This is a genomic window from Bradyrhizobium sp. SZCCHNR3119 (assembly GCF_032487775.1).
Classification (GTDB): domain Bacteria; phylum Pseudomonadota; class Alphaproteobacteria; order Rhizobiales; family Xanthobacteraceae; genus Bradyrhizobium.
The window spans coordinates 602,202-617,789 of record NZ_JAUEUV010000001.1 but is presented as its reverse complement, the minus strand read 5'-3'; the positions used below and the strand labels follow the sequence as shown (position 1 = coordinate 617,789).

Genomic DNA, 15,588 nt, shown 5'->3' with positions numbered 1-15,588 from the left:
AGCATGGTCCGCATCGACCATAGGTCGCCCGAGTGAAGACCGCGCTAAGACGGCCGGGCAAGGATGATGACGTATTTCGCTACCTGCGAAAGCCGCGTGTTAACCAAGCCGCCGCTGCGCCGCGGAGTCGCAGGCATTCTTTCACCGTCCTTAACTCCGTGGCGTGTCCGATAGCGCATGTAAACATGGACAGCCGTGTGGACGGGGGCCGGGATTTGCAGGTGGAAGTGCGCAGCGGACGGATGCTGAAGAAGCCCGGCGATGATCGTGCGGGCGGCGCGCGCGAGACTTTGCGCGCCTCATCCAAATACCGTCTTTATCGTCCGGCCCTGATAGCCGCCTGTCTCGGCACGGTGCTGTCGCTGGTCGGCACCGTTGCGGTTGGCCGTTGGGAAAACCGTCTTGCGCGCGCCGAGTTGGAAGGCGTTGCCGAGGCGCAGGCCATTCTGATCCAGAACGGCCTCAACGAATATGTGAGCCGCTTGACCGCGCTGCGGACGCGGTTCGAGACCGCGAACGACGACATCACTCGCAGCGAGTACCAGACCTTCAGCGCCCGGCTGTTCGAAGCCCATCCGGGTATCACGCGGATCGCTTGGCTCCCCCGGATCTATCGCAAGGAGCGCGGCGAATACGAAGCCGCAGCCATCACCGATGGCGTGCCCGCTTATCGCATCAAATCCTACCCCGATGGGGCGGTTGCGCCGGAGCATGATGAGTACTTCCCGGTGTATTTCTCCACCGAGCCCAAGACCTCGATTGTCTACGGGCTCGACTACTGGACCTTTCCCGACCGTCGCTTCGTCCTGGAACAGGCGCGCGACTATGACATGATCACGGCGCTGCGCACGCGCCTGTTCGAGGAACAACCGAGCAGCCGTTCCGCCGCGGTCATGGTTGCCGTGCCGGTTTATGTCAAAGGCACGTCGCGGACCACGGTCGCCGATCGACGGCGCAATCTGACCGGCTTCATCGTCGGCCTGTTCGACCTGCCGCTCTTGCTGCAGTCGATCCGTGCGAACAACCCCAACAGCCCGGCGCTCGCCATCAACGTGCTGCCGCCCGAGAAGGGCCTGGAATCGTCGGGCGTGGATCCGCAGCGCTGGCCGGCCGACCCAAACGTATGGTCGACGACGTTGCGCATCGGCGATTCGGATTGGGCGTTTCAGGCAGCTCCCGCCGGCAACGGCGGCTTGATCGCAACCCACAACCGTGCGCTTGCGATCTATGCCGCCGGAATCGCCACCACGATCTTCCTCGCCGTCTATCTCGCACTCTCCAGCCGCAATGCCTTGCAGCTGGCGCTCGCCAACCGCCGCGTGCTGGAATTGGCGCAGACGGACGCGCTGACGGGCCTCGCCAACCGGGCGTTCTTCCTGGAACAGATGGAGCGCATCAACGCGGCGAGCGGAGGTCGGTTCACGGTGTTCCTGTGCGACCTCGATCGCTTCAAGAACGTCAACGATTCGCTCGGCCACGGGGCCGGCGACGCCCTGCTCGTGCAGGTCGCGCAACGGCTCAGATCGCAACTGCGCGCCGACGATGTGCTGGCGCGGCTTGGCGGCGACGAGTTCGCGCTGATCCAGGCCAATTGTTCCGAGCAGCGGGGCGCGGCGACCGACCTGGCGCAGCGCATCACCAAGCTGATTGCCGAGCCGTTCCAGCTGTCCGGCCAACGGGTCGAGATCGGCACCAGCATCGGCATTGCGCTGGCGCCGGAGCATGGCCGCGGCCACGAAGATCTGCTGAGGAAGGCGGACCTTGCGCTCTATCGTTCGAAGTCGGCCGGACGGAGCTGCTTCACCGTCTATGACGACGTGATGCACGCCGAATTCGAGGCGCGCAATACGCTCGAGGGCGACCTGCGCGACGCCATCGCCCAATGCCAGTTCGAGGTGTACTATCAACCCTTCTACGATGTCGAGACCCGCGAGCGATGCGGCGTCGAGGCGCTGGTCCGCTGGCGACATCCGGTCAAGGGTCTCGTGCCGCCCGATCAGTTCATCCCGCTGGCGGAGTCGACCGGATTGATCGTGCCGCTCGGCGAGTGGATCATCGGCCGTGTCTGTGACGATGCGACATCGTGGCCCGATGACGTCAAGGTCGCCGTCAATCTTTCGCCTGTGCAGTTCAAGCAGGCGGAACTGTTCGATGTCATCCAGTCGGCGCTGGCGCGGACCGGGCTTGCTGCCGAGCGGCTCGAAATCGAGATCACCGAATCCGTGCTCCTGGAGCGTGCGGCCGAGAACGAGAACTTCATCGACAAGCTCAAGGGGATCGGGATCTCTCTGGCACTCGATGATTTCGGCACTGGTTATTCGTCGCTGCGCTCGCTCACGGCCTTCCCGTTCGACAAGATCAAGATCGACAAATCATTTGTTGCCAAACTGAGCGAGGGCGATGAAAGCGTCGCCGTCATTTCCTCGGTGGTGACCTTGGCGCGTGGGCTCGGCATGCAGATCACCGCCGAGGGTGTGGAAACCGAGGAGCAGCTCGCGCGCCTGGAGCTGCTTGGCGTCAACTTTGCGCAAGGCTATCTGCTCGGGCGTCCGATGCCGATCAGTCAGCTCGAAGACCATCTGCAATTCGTGCGGTCGATCGACAGCCCGCCTGCCGAGGAGCCTCAGCCCGAGCCGGGCCAGGACGCGGACGTATTCGCCGAAGCGAGCAGCGCCGGTTCGGTGGTGACGCTCATTCCTCGCGTGGCGGCGCTATCCCGCGCATCCAGCGCGTGAGGGTGGACAGTCCTGCGTCGGCCTGCTCGGATGCGTGTTGCTGTGAGCCAAGCAGCGCGGCCTCGCGTGCGGCGCGCGGCGTGATCCCATACGCAGCCTTGAATGAGCGCGCGAAATGCGCGTCTGTCCCGAGCTGCCAGCGCCGTGCCACTTCGCTGATCCGGGTATTCCGCGAACCGACCAGATCGAAAAAGGCCCGATGCAGGCGGCGGCTGCGGATGTATTCCGCGATGCCGCCGAGCGGCGCGAACAGGCGGTAGAGCGATGCGCGCGACAGGCCAAAATGCGCTGCGACGGACTCGGTGTTGAGATCGGCGCTCGAGAGCTGCGTCTCGATGTACTGCCGGATGCGAAACAAGGAGGTTTCCTCGGGCGCGATGCGCTCGGCGTCCCGGCGCTCGATTTCGCCCCTGATGCAAGCCGACACCAGCGAAACGGTGCCTTCGACGACGGCTTGGCACTCCTCGAAGCTCATGCGCGGTGCGTAGTCGAGCAGGGCTTCGAGATGCCTTGCGAGCAGCGCTGTCAGAGGGCTATTCGCGGCCAGCACAAGGCCATGGAGCCCTTGCATCTGCAGCAGACGCGCGTCGAACATCGGGCGCGGTATCACCAGGGTAAGGTTTTCGAACGGGCTCGCCCAGGTCTCGAACGTCTGGGCGAGGTCGAGGACGCAGATGTCGCCCGCGGTGACGCGGATTGGGCGCTCGCCCGCCGTGCCGTGATAGCCGCCACGGACATAGGCCTGAATGATGACGTGGTCGACGCCGCTACGGGCAATGGTGTGGGTATCGCGGCGAAAATGCTGGCCGCTCGCCCGCGCAAGGCCGAACAGCACTGAGCCCATCGCGAAAGAGCGGACGTCGGCCCGAAACGGGCCAGGCTCGTTCGCCGCCAGTTCGTCGACCTCGAAAAAGGTGGAGACGGCTGCGCGCCAGGCCGCGATGTTCGCCTCGGTCTCCATCCCCTCGGACGAAAAGCCGAAGCTCGGCACTAGCGACGATACCGTCTTGATCTCAGTCTCCACGACGTCCTGCTGCTGCGGCGGTTCCGAAATTCGCTTCCGTTTCATGGGCCGCGTCCATCGTGCGATTTCCGAGCCGCCCCTTAAGAGAATCCCGAGCAACCACGAATTGGCGAGCGGTGCTCCGGCGCCAGCCGTCGCAAAGGTTTTCCCCAGGCAGGATGCGAGTTCTGGCGTCCGACCGCTAGCCTATTTGCGCTTCTGTCTCAATCTCTTGATCGGCTGTCCCGTCATGCGCAATCGGCTTGACCGGAGGCGCGTGCGCCCGCCTAAAGACGCTCATACCCAAGTTGCCGGAAACGGCCGGGTCCTTCGGCAGCCGTCAGGCGCGCGCGAAGCGACCCGGCCGGGACACGCGGGCGTGTCGGTTCGGTTTTTTTAGCACCAAAATCCAGTCCATACCTTTTCAATAGGATGCGCCCGCCGGAAACGGCGGGCGCTTTTGCAAGAGCCTCTGGTACATTTGGGCGATAAGAGCAGGTCGCACGGGATTGGCGTCAACCTGCCAGGATGCGCGCCCAGCGCAGGATGCGCAAATGTCCGACGCCGCACTTGGCTGCGAGAGAGGCCGCTGCGAACATCGCGCCGCTTAGACGGTGCCGAAGGCCTTGAAGGTGATGATCGTGTGGGTGTCCTGAATGCCTGGGATCACCTGGACCTTCTCGTTGATGAAGTGGCCGATGTCGGTGTCCCTGTCGACGTAGAACTTCACCAGCAGGTCGTAGTCGCCCGCGGTCGAATAGATCTCGGAGGCGATCTCGGCTTCGGCGAGCGCGTTCGCAACCGCGTAGGACTGGCCGAGCTTGCACTTGATCTGGACGAAGAAAGGAACCATCGCAGGCTGTCTCCGAAAGGCTTGTCGGACCTAAATATAGGGTTTTGCAGGGGAGTCGAGACGCAATCCGGACCACGGCGGCGCTTGCCGAGGGCGGGGAGCCCGCGCTAGGACGGATTATGACCACGCCCGTTGTGCTCACCATTGCCGGCTCGGATTCCTCAGGCGGGGCCGGCATCCAGGCCGACCTGAAGACCTTTGCCGCGCTCGGCGTCTACGGCGCCTCGGTGCTGACCGCGCTGACGGCCCAGAATACGCGCGGCGTGAGCAGCGTCCATCTGGTGCCGCCGGAGTTCGTGACCGCTCAGATCGATGCGGTGTTCGACGATCTCGACGTTGCCGCGGTCAAGATCGGGATGGTGGCCCAGGCGTCGGTCGTCGAGGCCATCGCCGCAAGTCTGGGCCGCTGGAAGCCTGCCCATGTCGTGCTCGACCCGGTGATGGTCGCAACCTCGGGCGATCGGCTGCTGCCTGAAGACGCCGTCGCGGCGCTGCGGCGGCTCCTGATCCCGCTGGTCACCTTGATCACGCCGAACCTGCCGGAGGCGGCCGCGCTGCTGGACGAGGCCGTGGCGACCGATGCGGCCGCGATCGAAGCCCAGGGCCGGCGGTTGCTCGCGCTCGGCTGTCCGGCCGTGCTGATCAAGGGCGGCCACGGCCAGGGACCCGAGAGCACGGACTATCTCGTCACAGGGCAGGCGAGCCTCAGGCTGACCGCGCCGCGCGCGGCGACCCGCAATACCCATGGCACCGGCTGCTCGCTGTCCTCGGCGGTCGCGGCGGGGCTTGCGAAGGGGGAAGATCTCCAAACAGCGGTGCGCAACGCCAAGGCCTTCATCAGCAACGCCATCGCGGCTGCCGACCGCTTCACCGTCGGTCACGGCCACGGTCCTGTGCATCATCTGTATCGGTTCTATTGACGGCATCGCCGGCGTTTGACGATGGTGCCGACACATCCATGACATGCAGTGCGGGCAGATGGTGATGACCGCTATCCCTCCAGCAGAAGGACGTAACCTAATGCGGCGCTCCCTGATCCCCCTGATGATGGCGATGGTCGTGACGATTTCCGCCCCGGCGCTGGCGCAGCGGGCCTATTCGCCGCAGGAGGAGCGCAACAAGGCGGTCGTGCTCGATTTCTATGAGCAGGGCCTGAACCGCAAGGACTTTGCGGCAGCCTCGAAATATCTCGGCAGCTACGTTCAGCATAATCCGAACGCCGAGGACGGCCCCGAGGGATTCCGCAAGTTCATCGAATTCCTCAAGGCCAAGTATCCGCAATCGCATAGCGAGATCACGAAGGTGCTGGTCGACGGCGATTTCGTCATTCTCCGCGTTCACGCCATTCGCGAGCCCGGCACCCGCGGCAATGCGATCGTCGACATCTTCCGTCTGAAGGATGGCAAGATCGAAGAGCACTGGGATTCGGTGCAGCCGATCCCGGAACAGTCGGCCAATCAGAACGGCATGTTCTGACGCTTCGGCCGCGGAATATCTCCGGGGGCACCGGCTTCGGCGCCTGCCCCGAGATGACGTTAACGATTTGCCCTGGGTAGCATCCCGGTGCTGAATACCGGGGCCGCCATTCCGCCTGCGGCACCAACTCCCACGATAACAGAAATTTTAGGTCTCAGGTCCAACCGCTGCCATTGCGTCGCAAGCACGGCCCGCTTACGTATAGAACGAAACGGTTCCGTTCTATTTGTATGGACCCCTAATTATGGCCAATCAAGCATTCACCACCACAAAGGCGCCCGGCACTGAGGCGCCCGCATCGCGGGGCGGCGCGGATCAGTCCGTTCCCGCCCGGGAGCGGGCGCTGAAGCAGTGGCGCGGAGATCAGCCTTCCGATGAGGCGAGGGGAGATCTGGCGCGGGCTCCGCACCCCTTGGAACCGGAAGCGCCGCCCGCCGATCCGCAGGATCCAGCGAAGGAGAAGCCCCGCGGCGGGCTGTTGCGGCGCCACCCGCTCGGCGCCGCTGTCGGCCTCGTCCTGCTGCTGGCGGCGGGCGCCGGCGGCTACGTCTATTACGACGCCGCCGCGCATTTCGAGACCACCGACGATGCGTTCATCGCGGCCCGGCAATTCTCCATCGCGCCGAAGGTCTCAGGCTATATCACCGCGGTTCCTGTCACCGACAACCAGCATGTCAAGGCCGGCGACGTGATCGCGCGCATCGACGATCGCGATTATAGAATCGCGCTGGCGCAGGCCGAGGCGCAGGTGAAGGCCGCGCAGGCTGCGATCCGCAACATCGATGCCCAGGTCGAGGTGCAGCAGGCGCAGATCACGGCGGGGCAGGCGCAGGTCGAGCAGGCGCAGGCGGGACTCACCTTCGCCGAGCAGCAGGCCCAACGCTACCAGGATCTCGCCCGGATGGGCTCGGGCACGGTGCAGAACGAGCAGCAATATAGCTCGCAACTGCGCCAGCAGAAGGCGGCGCTCACCAGTGCGCAGGCCAATCTTCAGGTCGCCCAGCGGCAACTCGAATCGCTCAAGGCCCAACGTGAAAGCGCGGATGCCAATCTCGCGCAGGCCGAGGCGCAGCGCGACCAGGCCACGCTCAACCTGTCTTACACGACCGTGACCGCAGCGCAGCCCGGCCGTGTCGTGAACCTCGGCGCGGCCGAGGGCCAGTTCGCCGCGCAAGGCACGGCGCTGACCATGTTCGTGCCGGACGACGTGTGGGTCGCCGCCAACTTCAAGGAGACCCAGCTCGACCACATGCGATCCGGCCAGCCGGTGACGCTGCAGATCGACGCCTATCCCGAGCGTGAGATCCGCGGCCATGTGGCCAGCGTGCAGCCCGGCTCAGGCACGGCCTTTTCGCTGCTGCCGGCGCAGAATGCCACCGGCAATTATGTGAAGATCGTGCAGCGCGTGCCGGTCAAGATCGTGATGGATAATCCGCCGGCCGACGTCGCGCTCGGTCCGGGCATGTCGGTGGTGCCGACTGTGCGGATCGATCCGCATCCCTCGCTGTATGAGCGCCTGAGGGCTGTGCTATGAGCGATGCTTCCACCCTCATAGCTGCGCCGCAGCCAGCCACGAATCCGTGGCTGATTGCCATCCTGGTCGCGCTTGCGACCTTCATGGAGGTGCTCGACACCACCATCGCCAACGTCGCCCTGCCGTACATTGCCGGCGGCATGGGCGTGAGCCAGGACGAGTCCTCCTGGGTGGTGACGACCTATCTGGTCTCCAACGCCATCATCCTCACCGCCTCGAGCTTTCTCGCCAAGCGCTTCGGCCGCAAGACCTTCTTCCTGATTTGCCTGGGGCTGTTCACCTTGAGCTCGGTGCTGTGCGGCTTCGCTTGGAATCTGCAATCGCTGCTGCTGTTTCGCATCCTGCAGGGGATCGGTGGCGGCGGCATGGTGCCGGTGTCCCAGTCGATTCTGGCCGACTCGTTTCCGCCGGCCAAGCGCGGCCAGGCCTTCGCGCTGTTCGGAGTAGCGGTCGTCGTTGCCCCAGTGGTCGGGCCGACGCTCGGCGGCTACCTGTCCGACAACCTCTCCTGGCACTGGTGCTTCCTGATCAATGGTCCGGTCGGGCTGATGGCGATGCTGTTGATCGGGCTGATCCTGCACGAGCCGGCCTCGGCCGTGGCGGAGCGGCGGAAGCTGCTTGCGCAGGGGCACAGCTTCGATGTCGTGGGCTTCGTGCTGGTCGCGACGTTCCTCGGCTCGCTCGAACTGATGCTGGATCGCGGCCTGGAGGACGACTGGTTCGATTCCCGCTTCATCGTGGCGACGGCGACGATCTGCGCCGCGGCGTTCGTGCTGATGATCCCCTGGGAGATGAGCCGGAGCAATCCGACGATCGATGTGCGGATGGTGGGCACGCGCCAATTCGGCGCCAGCTTCCTGGTGATGCTGGCGACCGGCGCGATCCTGCTCGGCACCACGCAGATGCTGCCGCAGATGGTGCAGCAGGATTTCGGCTACACCGCGACCTGGGCCGGCCTCGTGCTGTCGCCGGGCGGCCTCGTCACCATGGTGATGATGTTCGTGGTCGGCCGGCTGTCCGGCCGGGTGCAGCCGAAATACATGATCATGGCGGGAGCCACGATCGTGGCGTTCGCGATGTATGATCTGACGCGGGTCTATGCCGATGTCGGGTTCTGGTTCTTCGCAAGCTCACGCATGCTGCTCGGTGTCGGCCTGCCCTTGCTCTTTCTGTCGATCACGGCCGCCTCCTATAACGGCATTCCTCCCGACAAGACCGACCAGGCCTCGGCCCTGATCAACGCGGCCCGCAACACCGGCGGCTCGATCGGCGTCTCGCTTGCGGCCAACGTGCTGGCGCATCGCGAGCAGTTCCACCAGAGCCGGCTGGTCGAGACCGCCATTCCTTCGAACCCAGTCTATCAGGACACGTTGCATCAGGTGACCAACTATTTCAGCGCCCATGGCAGCTCGCTGTTGCAGGCGCAGCAGCAGGCGATCGCCTGGATCGGGCAGACGGTGCAGGCGCAGGCTTCGCTGCTCGCCTATATCGACGTCTACTGGACCTTGATGCTGATCTCGCTGGCAGCGATTCCGCTGGCGCTCGTCCTTCGCAACGTCAAGCTCGGCGGTGCCGCGCCGATGGCGCATTGAGCAGAATGAAGACGGCGCGAGCGCTTGCCTGCGCCGTCGATGTCTGGCCGAACGCAGCCGCTAGGCTAAATCGCCTCGTCCGCGATGCCGTTGCACAACAACCCGATGCGGTCGATCTCGACCTCGACAATGTCGCCGGGCTTCATCCAGAGCGGGGGCGTGCGGCGCGACCCGACGCCGCCCGGTGTACCCGTCGCGATCACATCGCCAGGCTCCAACCGCGTGAACGACGAGCAGTATTCGATCTGACGCGGAATGTCGAAGATCATCTGGCTGATCGTCGCCTCCTGCACGATCTGGCCGTTGAGCCGGGTCTGCAGCTTGAGCGGACCGAGATCATCGATTTCGTCTGATGTCACGAGCCACGGACCGAAAGCGCCCGTCGCGGGAAAATTCTTGCCCGGCGTGAATTGATGGGTATGGCGCTGGAAGTCGCGCACGCTGCCTTCATTGTAGCAGGCGTAGCCTGCGATGTGCTGCCACGCATCTTCGCGTGTGATGTAACGTCCGGGCTTTCCGATGATGATGGCGAGCTCACCCTCGAAGTCGAGGTCGGTCGAGACCCGCGGGCGGACGATGTTCGTGAGGTGTCCCGTCTGGCTGCTGGCAAACCGTCCGAACACGGTCGGGTTCTCGACTTCCGTGCGGCCGGTCTCCTTGCGGTGCGTCTCGTAGTTGAGCCCGATGCAGAGGATCTTGTCCGGATTGGGAATGACCGGCAGAAAGCCGATCGCGGCAAGCGGATGCCGCGGCGCGCCGGGCGCAGCAGCGGCCGCCTGCTTCAGCGCGTCGGCGGCGATCGCCGATTTCAGGTCGGGGAAGCGGTCGTGCAGGACGGCCCCGAGATCGGCGACACCGTCGCCCTCGACCAGTCCCCAGGACGGCGTGTTGTCGATCGTGAAGCTTGCAAATTTCATCTGATGTCCTCGAGCAGGAAGAGCCGGCTGGTCAGGTCGAGACCGCCGGCACGGCGGAAGGAGAGGCTTGTTCTGGCGCTGATTTCGCGAAGCGCGCGATCGTGCGTTCAGGGAAGATCATGGCAAAGGCCGAGACGGCGCCGGCGATCAGCACGCCGGCCGTGAAGGTCATCGCGTGCGCATAGCCGAGCGGGACGTTGCTGCCAGCCTCGCCCACGATCCATCCGGTGAGCGCGTTCGACACCAGTGCGGACGCCGCGTTTGCGGAATAGATCACGACGATCAGGCGGCCGCGCTGGGCTGCAGGCGCAACCGCGCCGAGAGCGACCGGCCCGAAGATCGTGGTGAGGCTCGGTGCCGCGAACGCGATCGCGACGCAGGCGAGCTGAAGAGGGCCTGAGGTCACGATGCTCAGCAGCAGCGCGCTGCCGGCCGCGAGCAGGGCAAGCCCCGAAGCGTGGCCGAGACAGGCGCGCAGGCTGAAGCCGCGGCGCTGCAGAGATTGCGTCAGCCACGAGCCGCCGAGCAGCAGCGGGGACTGGAACAGATAGATGCCCGAGATGATCCAGCCGACGTCGACCTGCCTGTAGCCGAGCCCGAGCTGGAGAAAGGGCGGCAGCCATGTCGCGGACATCCCGACGATCCAGTAGGACGCGGTCGACATGATGATGACGCCGACCACGGTCGGATCGCCCCACAACACGCGCACAGGCAAGAGCCTGCTTGCCGACGTTGCATCATCGGGCTGATGAGTTGCGGCGTACGGCCCCTCGGCGCCGATCACGGCCCAGGCCAGCATCCAGGCCAGGCCGAGCAGGCCGCAGGCGAGGAAGCCGGTGCGCCAGCCATAATTGACGATGACGGCTGTCAGGATCGGGCCACCGGCGAGAAGCCCGACACTGATGCCCTGCAGCACGACCGCGCTCGGCACGCTGCGCTTGTCGGCCGGAAACCAGTTGTAGCAGGCATGCAGCGCGGTCGGCAGCCCCGGTCCCTCGCCGGCGCCGAGGATGATGCGACAGAGGACGAGCACCGCGACCGAGCTGGAGAAGAAGATCGGGATCTGCGTCGCCGACCAGATGCCTGCCATGATGAGCAGCAGCCATTTTACCGGAAAGCGGCCGACCACGAACATGCCGACCGCCATGCCCGACAGCGAGAACAACAGGAAGAAGCTGCTGCCGATCAGTCCGAAATCCTTCGGGCTCAAGGCCAGCTCTTTCATCATCGGTACGGCCGACAGGCCGAACACCAGCTTGTCGAAGAAGTTGAGCGTCTGGAACAGGAACAGCATAATCAGAACCGCGATGGCGCGGGCTCCTGCATTCCTGCTCGTCTCGGCCGACGAAGTTGGCATGGCGTTTTCCCCGTGAATGTTGTTGTTGTGGTTATTGCAGTCGTTCGTTCAGCTCTGACAGTAGCGCCGCGAGTTCGGTCTCGTCGCGGGCGACGCCGTAAACGTAGTGATCGGGCCGGACGAGAGCTGCGCTGCAGCCGTGTCGCTCGAACCAGCGCGCAACGACCCCGCTTTCCTCGTGCCAGCCATCGCCGCCGATTCGGATCACGCTGATCCCGGCCTCGCGCGCGCGGGCCTCGGTCGGCTCCGCAATGGGCGGGCCGCTTCCGTCGAGCACCAGCCGCCATCCCGTGCCGGCGGCTCTATCGAGCAGCACGCGCTCGCCGGCGCGCAGGATCCATGGTTGAGGAAACAACGTGCCCTTTGCGTCGCTGGGTTGGGCGGCGAGCAGGCCCTGCGTGAGCGGCGGCACGATCTCCTGGCGCGTGATGGTTCGCGGTGCGCCGCCGCCTTCGGCGAGAATCCGGGCATCTCGTACTGACGCTGCGTCCGGGTTCTGCTCGCAGATGACGCGGCCGATCGCCTTGATGCGCGTCGTGAGTTCACGGACATGAGTGCTGCGCTCGATGTCGTAGCTGTCGAGCAACCGCTCGCCGGATTGTCCACGCAGTACGCGCACGAGTTTCCAGGTCAGATTGCAGGCGTCGCGCAGCCCCTGACACATGCCTTGGCCGATGAAGGGCGGCTGCTGATGCGCGGCATCACCGGCCAGGAAAACGCGCCCCTCCCGCCAGCGGCTCGCGACCAGCGCGTGGAAGCGGTAGCTCGCCGCCCGCCACAGCGTGGCTTCGTCCGGCGCGAGCCAGGGGGCAAGCAGCCGCCAGACCTGCTGGGGCTCTTCCATGGCGCGCGGATCTTCGGATGGCCGCAGCATGATCTCGAAACGGCGGTGGTTGCCCGGGCCGATGATGTAGGTCGTCGGACGTGCGGGATCGCAGAACTGTGCCGCGGTAGCCGGCAGTTTCGTCGCGGCGGCCTCGTTGACGAGGAGGTCGACGACGAGCCACGGCTCGTCGAATTCCAGATCCTCGAATGCGATGCCGAGCCGCTGACGTACCGTGCTCGAGGCGCCGTCACAGGCGATCACATGATCGGCCGTGACCTCGCGTGTGGTGCCATCCTCGCGCGCGAGGACGAGGGTTACCGTCGAGGCGTCCTGCCATATGTCGACCAGCGTGGTGCCGAGCTCGACCGTGACTGATGGGTAGGTGTGGACATGGGTCCGCAGCACCTCTTCCACCGGGGGCTGCGTGAACACCATGCTCGGCGTGTAGCCGAGCGGGTAGGGCTCGGGCACCATGTCGATGCGGCGGATCAATTGGCCTTGCGCGCCGAAATGTTCGGAGGCGGGAAATGGGGCGACGTAGCGACTGACCTGGTCGGCGATCCCGAGATTGTCGAACAGCCGCATGATCTCGTGGTCGAGCGCGATCGCGCGCGGCTTGTCGTAGATCTCGCGCGCACGGTCGATCGCAAGCGTCGCGATCCCATGTGCTCCGAGCAGGCTCGCTGCGACTGCGCCGGTCGGCCCAAAGCCGATGACCACGACCTCGAATTCGTTTGCGCCAGATCTGCCGGACATGGATGTCGAAACCCGCTTGTGGAACAAAGAAACTGCAGTCGGTCAGGCGGCGTAGCGGACCGCGAGCTGCGCGGCTTTCACGTGATCGGCCTTCGGTGGCGCGATGCCCCACTGATCGGTGCGGCCGGGCGGCCAGACCCAATGATCAGGACCGTGCACGACATAGCTGTCGTCGACCTGCAGCACCTCGGCCGTGTATTCGATGACGGTGCCCACTGGATCGATGAAGTAGGCGAAGACGTTGTCGCCAGGGCCGTGGCGCCCAACGCCCCAGGCGATCGGATGGCCGGCGTCGATCATCCGTCCGGCGCCGCGCATCACGCCTTCCCAGGTCGGCATCAGAAAGGCGACGTGGTTCAGGCCATTGACCTTGGCATCGGCGATCACGACCGCGTGGTGGTCGCTGTTGCAACGGACGAAGGCCATCGCTGCGGAGCGGTCCGTCAGGCGGAAGCCGAGCGCCTTCTCATAGAAGGCGGCGGAGCGGTCGACGTCGGTGCTGTTGAGGTTGACATGGGCGAGGCGCTCAGGAAGGGCCGGTCGTGGCGGCTTCGGCACGTGACGCGCGTCGCCATGAACGAAGCGCAGCACTCCGCCTTCGGGGCCGTGTAGGCTCATCATCACGCCGCCGTCGGGCGCCATGTTTGGCCCAGGTGCGGAGAGCAGCACGGCGCCCTCGCGGATGGCATTTCGGGAGATCGCGTCGAAATCGTCGCTGCTCGCGAGGCGGAAGGTCACCGCCTTCAGCTCGGTGCGTTCGCTACGGTGCAGCGCGACGACGTGATGATCGCTGCCGGTCGCGCGCAGATAGACGACGCCATCGGCCATGCTGACGCGCTCCAGGCCCCAGGTCTCGCAATAAAACGCCTCTGAACGGGCGAGATCCGGCGTGCCGAGATCGACACTGCGCAGAGCTGTAACCGGGAACCGGGTCATGAACGCATCCTCCAGCCGCTCTCGATCCCGGTGGCAGGGAAGGAGACAGCGCATCGTTTTTGATGCCGGCGTCCAGACCGGCTGTCGGTCTCTTATTACAAAAATACAGAATATCAAACATAATTTATAAATTATTGGATTTCGTTGCTGTGGTCTATATTTACTTCCCAGAGATTCTGAGGGGATTGGAAGTGGATGCATCGACGGAGGCCGAGGGACAGGGTCCTTCGACTCAGGCCAGCCATGTCTATGACCGGCTGCGCGAGGACCTGCTGTCCGGCCGGCTTGCGCCGTCGCGCAAGCTGCAGATGCGCTTCCTGACCGAGGCCTATCAGACCGGGCAGACGCCGCTCCGAGAGGCGCTCAACCGCCTGACGGCCGATGGACTGGTCGAGGTGCGCGAGCAGCGCGGCTTCTACGTGAAGGACATCAGTCGGGCCGAACTCGCCGAACTGACCAAGACGCGGTGTTGGGTGGAGGCGCTGGCGTTGCGCGAGTCAATGGCGGCGGCAACGCCGCAATGGGAGGAACAGCTGGTGCTGGCGCAGCACCGGCTGAGCCGCGCGCCGCGTTCGCTGAATGCCACCAACTTCGAGGACAATCCGGAGTGGGAGCGGCTGCACCGGATCTATCATCGGGTCCTGATTTCGAACTGCGGCTCGCAATCCTTGATCGGGTTCTGCGGACAGCTCGCCGACCAGCTTTATCGCTACCGCCGACTCTCGATCCGCAAGGCGTTTCCGTCGCGTGCGGTTGGCGATGAGCACGCCATGATCGTGACGGCTGTCCTGAACGCTGATGTCGAGCTCGCGGTGAAGCTGCTGACCGCGCATTATCAGCGGACCGCGGACGTGATCCTGCAGGACGAGACGATCTTTCCGGAGTTGCGGCACGCGAACGCCGTGCACGAGTAGCGCGCGCCGGCTCAGGTGGTCGCGTCGATAAAGAAATCGACTCGCTTCTCGACGTGTTCGGGAAGCTCCTTCTTCAGCGTACGGAGATCCTCGCCGAGCAGGCAGCGCACCAGCATCGGGAACAGGATCATGTCGAGAAAGATCCGCGCGGTGTCCTCGATTCTGTCGGGGCTGAAGGCGCCCTTGCCGGCGAGGCCTTCCAGGCTTGCGAGTTCGACCATGATCTTTGTCAGGTTGAACGCCGCGCGCTTGCGCGCCTTGTCGCTGATCTCGCGCGTCAGCTCCGGAAAGCGCGGGCTTTCGGCGATGGTGGTCCGCATCAGGCCGACGGTCTCCTGGGCGAAAGCGCGCTCGATCAGGGCTGTTCCGACACTGATCAACTTGGCGCGAAAGCTGCGGCCCTCGGGGACGAGGTTCTCGTACTGCGTATTCCGTGCGGCCTGCCGGCCAATCACCGCGGCAAACAAGGCAGCCTTGTTTGGAAAGCGCGCATAGATCGTCGGCTTGCCGGCCCGTGCCTGTTGCGCGATTTCGTCGACGCTGGCGCCTTCAAAGCCCTGCGCGAGAAAGATCTTCTTCGCTGCGTCCAGGATCCGCTCTTCGACCTCGCCGGCCCGCTCCAGGGGAGGCCTGCCGACCTTGCCGCGCGCTGTCTTGGAAGCAACCATTCGACCAGCCATGTTTTTGAA

General features: G+C 64.8%; 13 protein-coding genes. 6 read left to right on the top strand and 7 right to left on the bottom strand.

Features of this window, described 5'->3' with window-relative positions; translation table 11 throughout:
* Nucleotides 1–242 precede the first annotated feature (242 nt).
* The gene (locus tag QX034_RS02925) at nucleotides 243–2,735 is read left to right on the top strand and encodes an EAL domain-containing protein (protein ID WP_315742000.1); all 2,493 of its coding nucleotides are present in this window, start codon (nucleotides 243–245) and stop codon (nucleotides 2,733–2,735) included.
* Here QX034_RS02925 and QX034_RS02920 read toward each other — a convergent pair.
* Both QX034_RS02920 and QX034_RS02915 read right to left on the bottom strand, forming a co-directional pair.
* A complete protein-coding gene (locus QX034_RS02920; protein WP_315704363.1) occupies nucleotides 2,692–3,804 on the bottom strand; it encodes a helix-turn-helix domain-containing protein in 1,113 nt (370 codons plus the stop codon). The genes QX034_RS02925 and QX034_RS02920 overlap by 44 nt on opposite strands.
* Before the next feature lie 541 nt (nucleotides 3,805–4,345).
* Nucleotides 4,346–4,591, bottom strand: a complete 246-nt coding sequence (locus QX034_RS02915; protein WP_315704362.1) for an Lrp/AsnC ligand binding domain-containing protein — start codon at nucleotides 4,589–4,591, stop codon at nucleotides 4,346–4,348.
* A 119-nt stretch (nucleotides 4,592–4,710) separates the two neighbouring features.
* Between QX034_RS02915 and thiD the strand changes: the two genes are divergently transcribed.
* The 4 genes from thiD to QX034_RS02895 all read left to right on the top strand — a co-directional run bounded on the left by thiD (nucleotide 4,711) and on the right by QX034_RS02895 (nucleotide 9,193).
* Complete coding sequence (thiD, locus tag QX034_RS02910; RefSeq protein WP_315729571.1) at nucleotides 4,711–5,511, top strand: bifunctional hydroxymethylpyrimidine kinase/phosphomethylpyrimidine kinase; 801 nt, start codon at nucleotides 4,711–4,713, stop codon at nucleotides 5,509–5,511.
* 100 nt (nucleotides 5,512–5,611) lie between these two features.
* A complete protein-coding gene (locus QX034_RS02905; RefSeq protein ID WP_315704360.1) occupies nucleotides 5,612–6,067 on the top strand; it encodes an ester cyclase in 456 nt (151 codons plus the stop codon).
* Between the two features lie 244 nt (nucleotides 6,068–6,311).
* On the top strand, nucleotides 6,312–7,601 hold the full coding sequence (locus tag QX034_RS02900; RefSeq protein WP_315729570.1) for an HlyD family secretion protein: 1,290 nt from the start codon (nucleotides 6,312–6,314) through the stop codon (nucleotides 7,599–7,601).
* Nucleotides 7,598–9,193, top strand: a complete 1,596-nt coding sequence (locus QX034_RS02895; RefSeq protein WP_315704358.1) for a DHA2 family efflux MFS transporter permease subunit — start codon at nucleotides 7,598–7,600, stop codon at nucleotides 9,191–9,193. The genes QX034_RS02900 and QX034_RS02895 overlap by 4 nt, the downstream gene beginning before the upstream one ends.
* A gap of 65 nt (nucleotides 9,194–9,258) precedes the next feature.
* Here the strand turns inward: QX034_RS02895 and QX034_RS02890 are convergent, their stop codons facing one another.
* The 4 genes from QX034_RS02890 to QX034_RS02875 are packed head-to-tail and all read right to left on the bottom strand — an operon-like array spanning nucleotide 9,259 to nucleotide 13,985.
* Nucleotides 9,259–10,110 carry a fumarylacetoacetate hydrolase family protein gene (locus QX034_RS02890; RefSeq protein ID WP_316194985.1) on the bottom strand — a complete coding sequence of 284 codons (852 nt, stop codon included), beginning with the start codon at nucleotides 10,108–10,110 and terminating at the stop codon, nucleotides 9,259–9,261.
* Nucleotides 10,111–10,141: 31 nt separating this feature from the next.
* Complete coding sequence (locus QX034_RS02885) at nucleotides 10,142–11,467, bottom strand: MFS transporter (protein ID WP_315704356.1); 1,326 nt, start codon at nucleotides 11,465–11,467, stop codon at nucleotides 10,142–10,144.
* Nucleotides 11,468–11,498: 31 nt separating this feature from the next.
* Nucleotides 11,499–13,049 (bottom strand): bifunctional 3-(3-hydroxy-phenyl)propionate/3-hydroxycinnamic acid hydroxylase, encoded by a 1,551-nt coding sequence (locus QX034_RS02880; protein ID WP_315704355.1) that lies wholly within the window; start codon nucleotides 13,047–13,049, stop codon nucleotides 11,499–11,501.
* Nucleotides 13,050–13,091: 42 nt separating this feature from the next.
* Nucleotides 13,092–13,985, bottom strand: coding sequence for a VOC family protein (locus QX034_RS02875; RefSeq protein ID WP_315704354.1), 894 nt, complete (start codon nucleotides 13,983–13,985; stop codon nucleotides 13,092–13,094).
* 191 nt (nucleotides 13,986–14,176) lie between these two features.
* Here QX034_RS02875 and QX034_RS02870 point away from each other — a divergent pair, with 191 nt between their 5' ends.
* A complete protein-coding gene (locus tag QX034_RS02870; RefSeq protein WP_315704353.1) occupies nucleotides 14,177–14,899 on the top strand; it encodes a GntR family transcriptional regulator in 723 nt (240 codons plus the stop codon).
* A gap of 11 nt (nucleotides 14,900–14,910) precedes the next feature.
* Here QX034_RS02870 and QX034_RS02865 read toward each other — a convergent pair whose 3' ends face one another.
* Nucleotides 14,911–15,567, bottom strand: coding sequence for a TetR/AcrR family transcriptional regulator (locus QX034_RS02865; RefSeq protein WP_315729568.1), 657 nt, complete (start codon nucleotides 15,565–15,567; stop codon nucleotides 14,911–14,913).
* Nucleotides 15,568–15,588 lie beyond the last annotated feature (21 nt).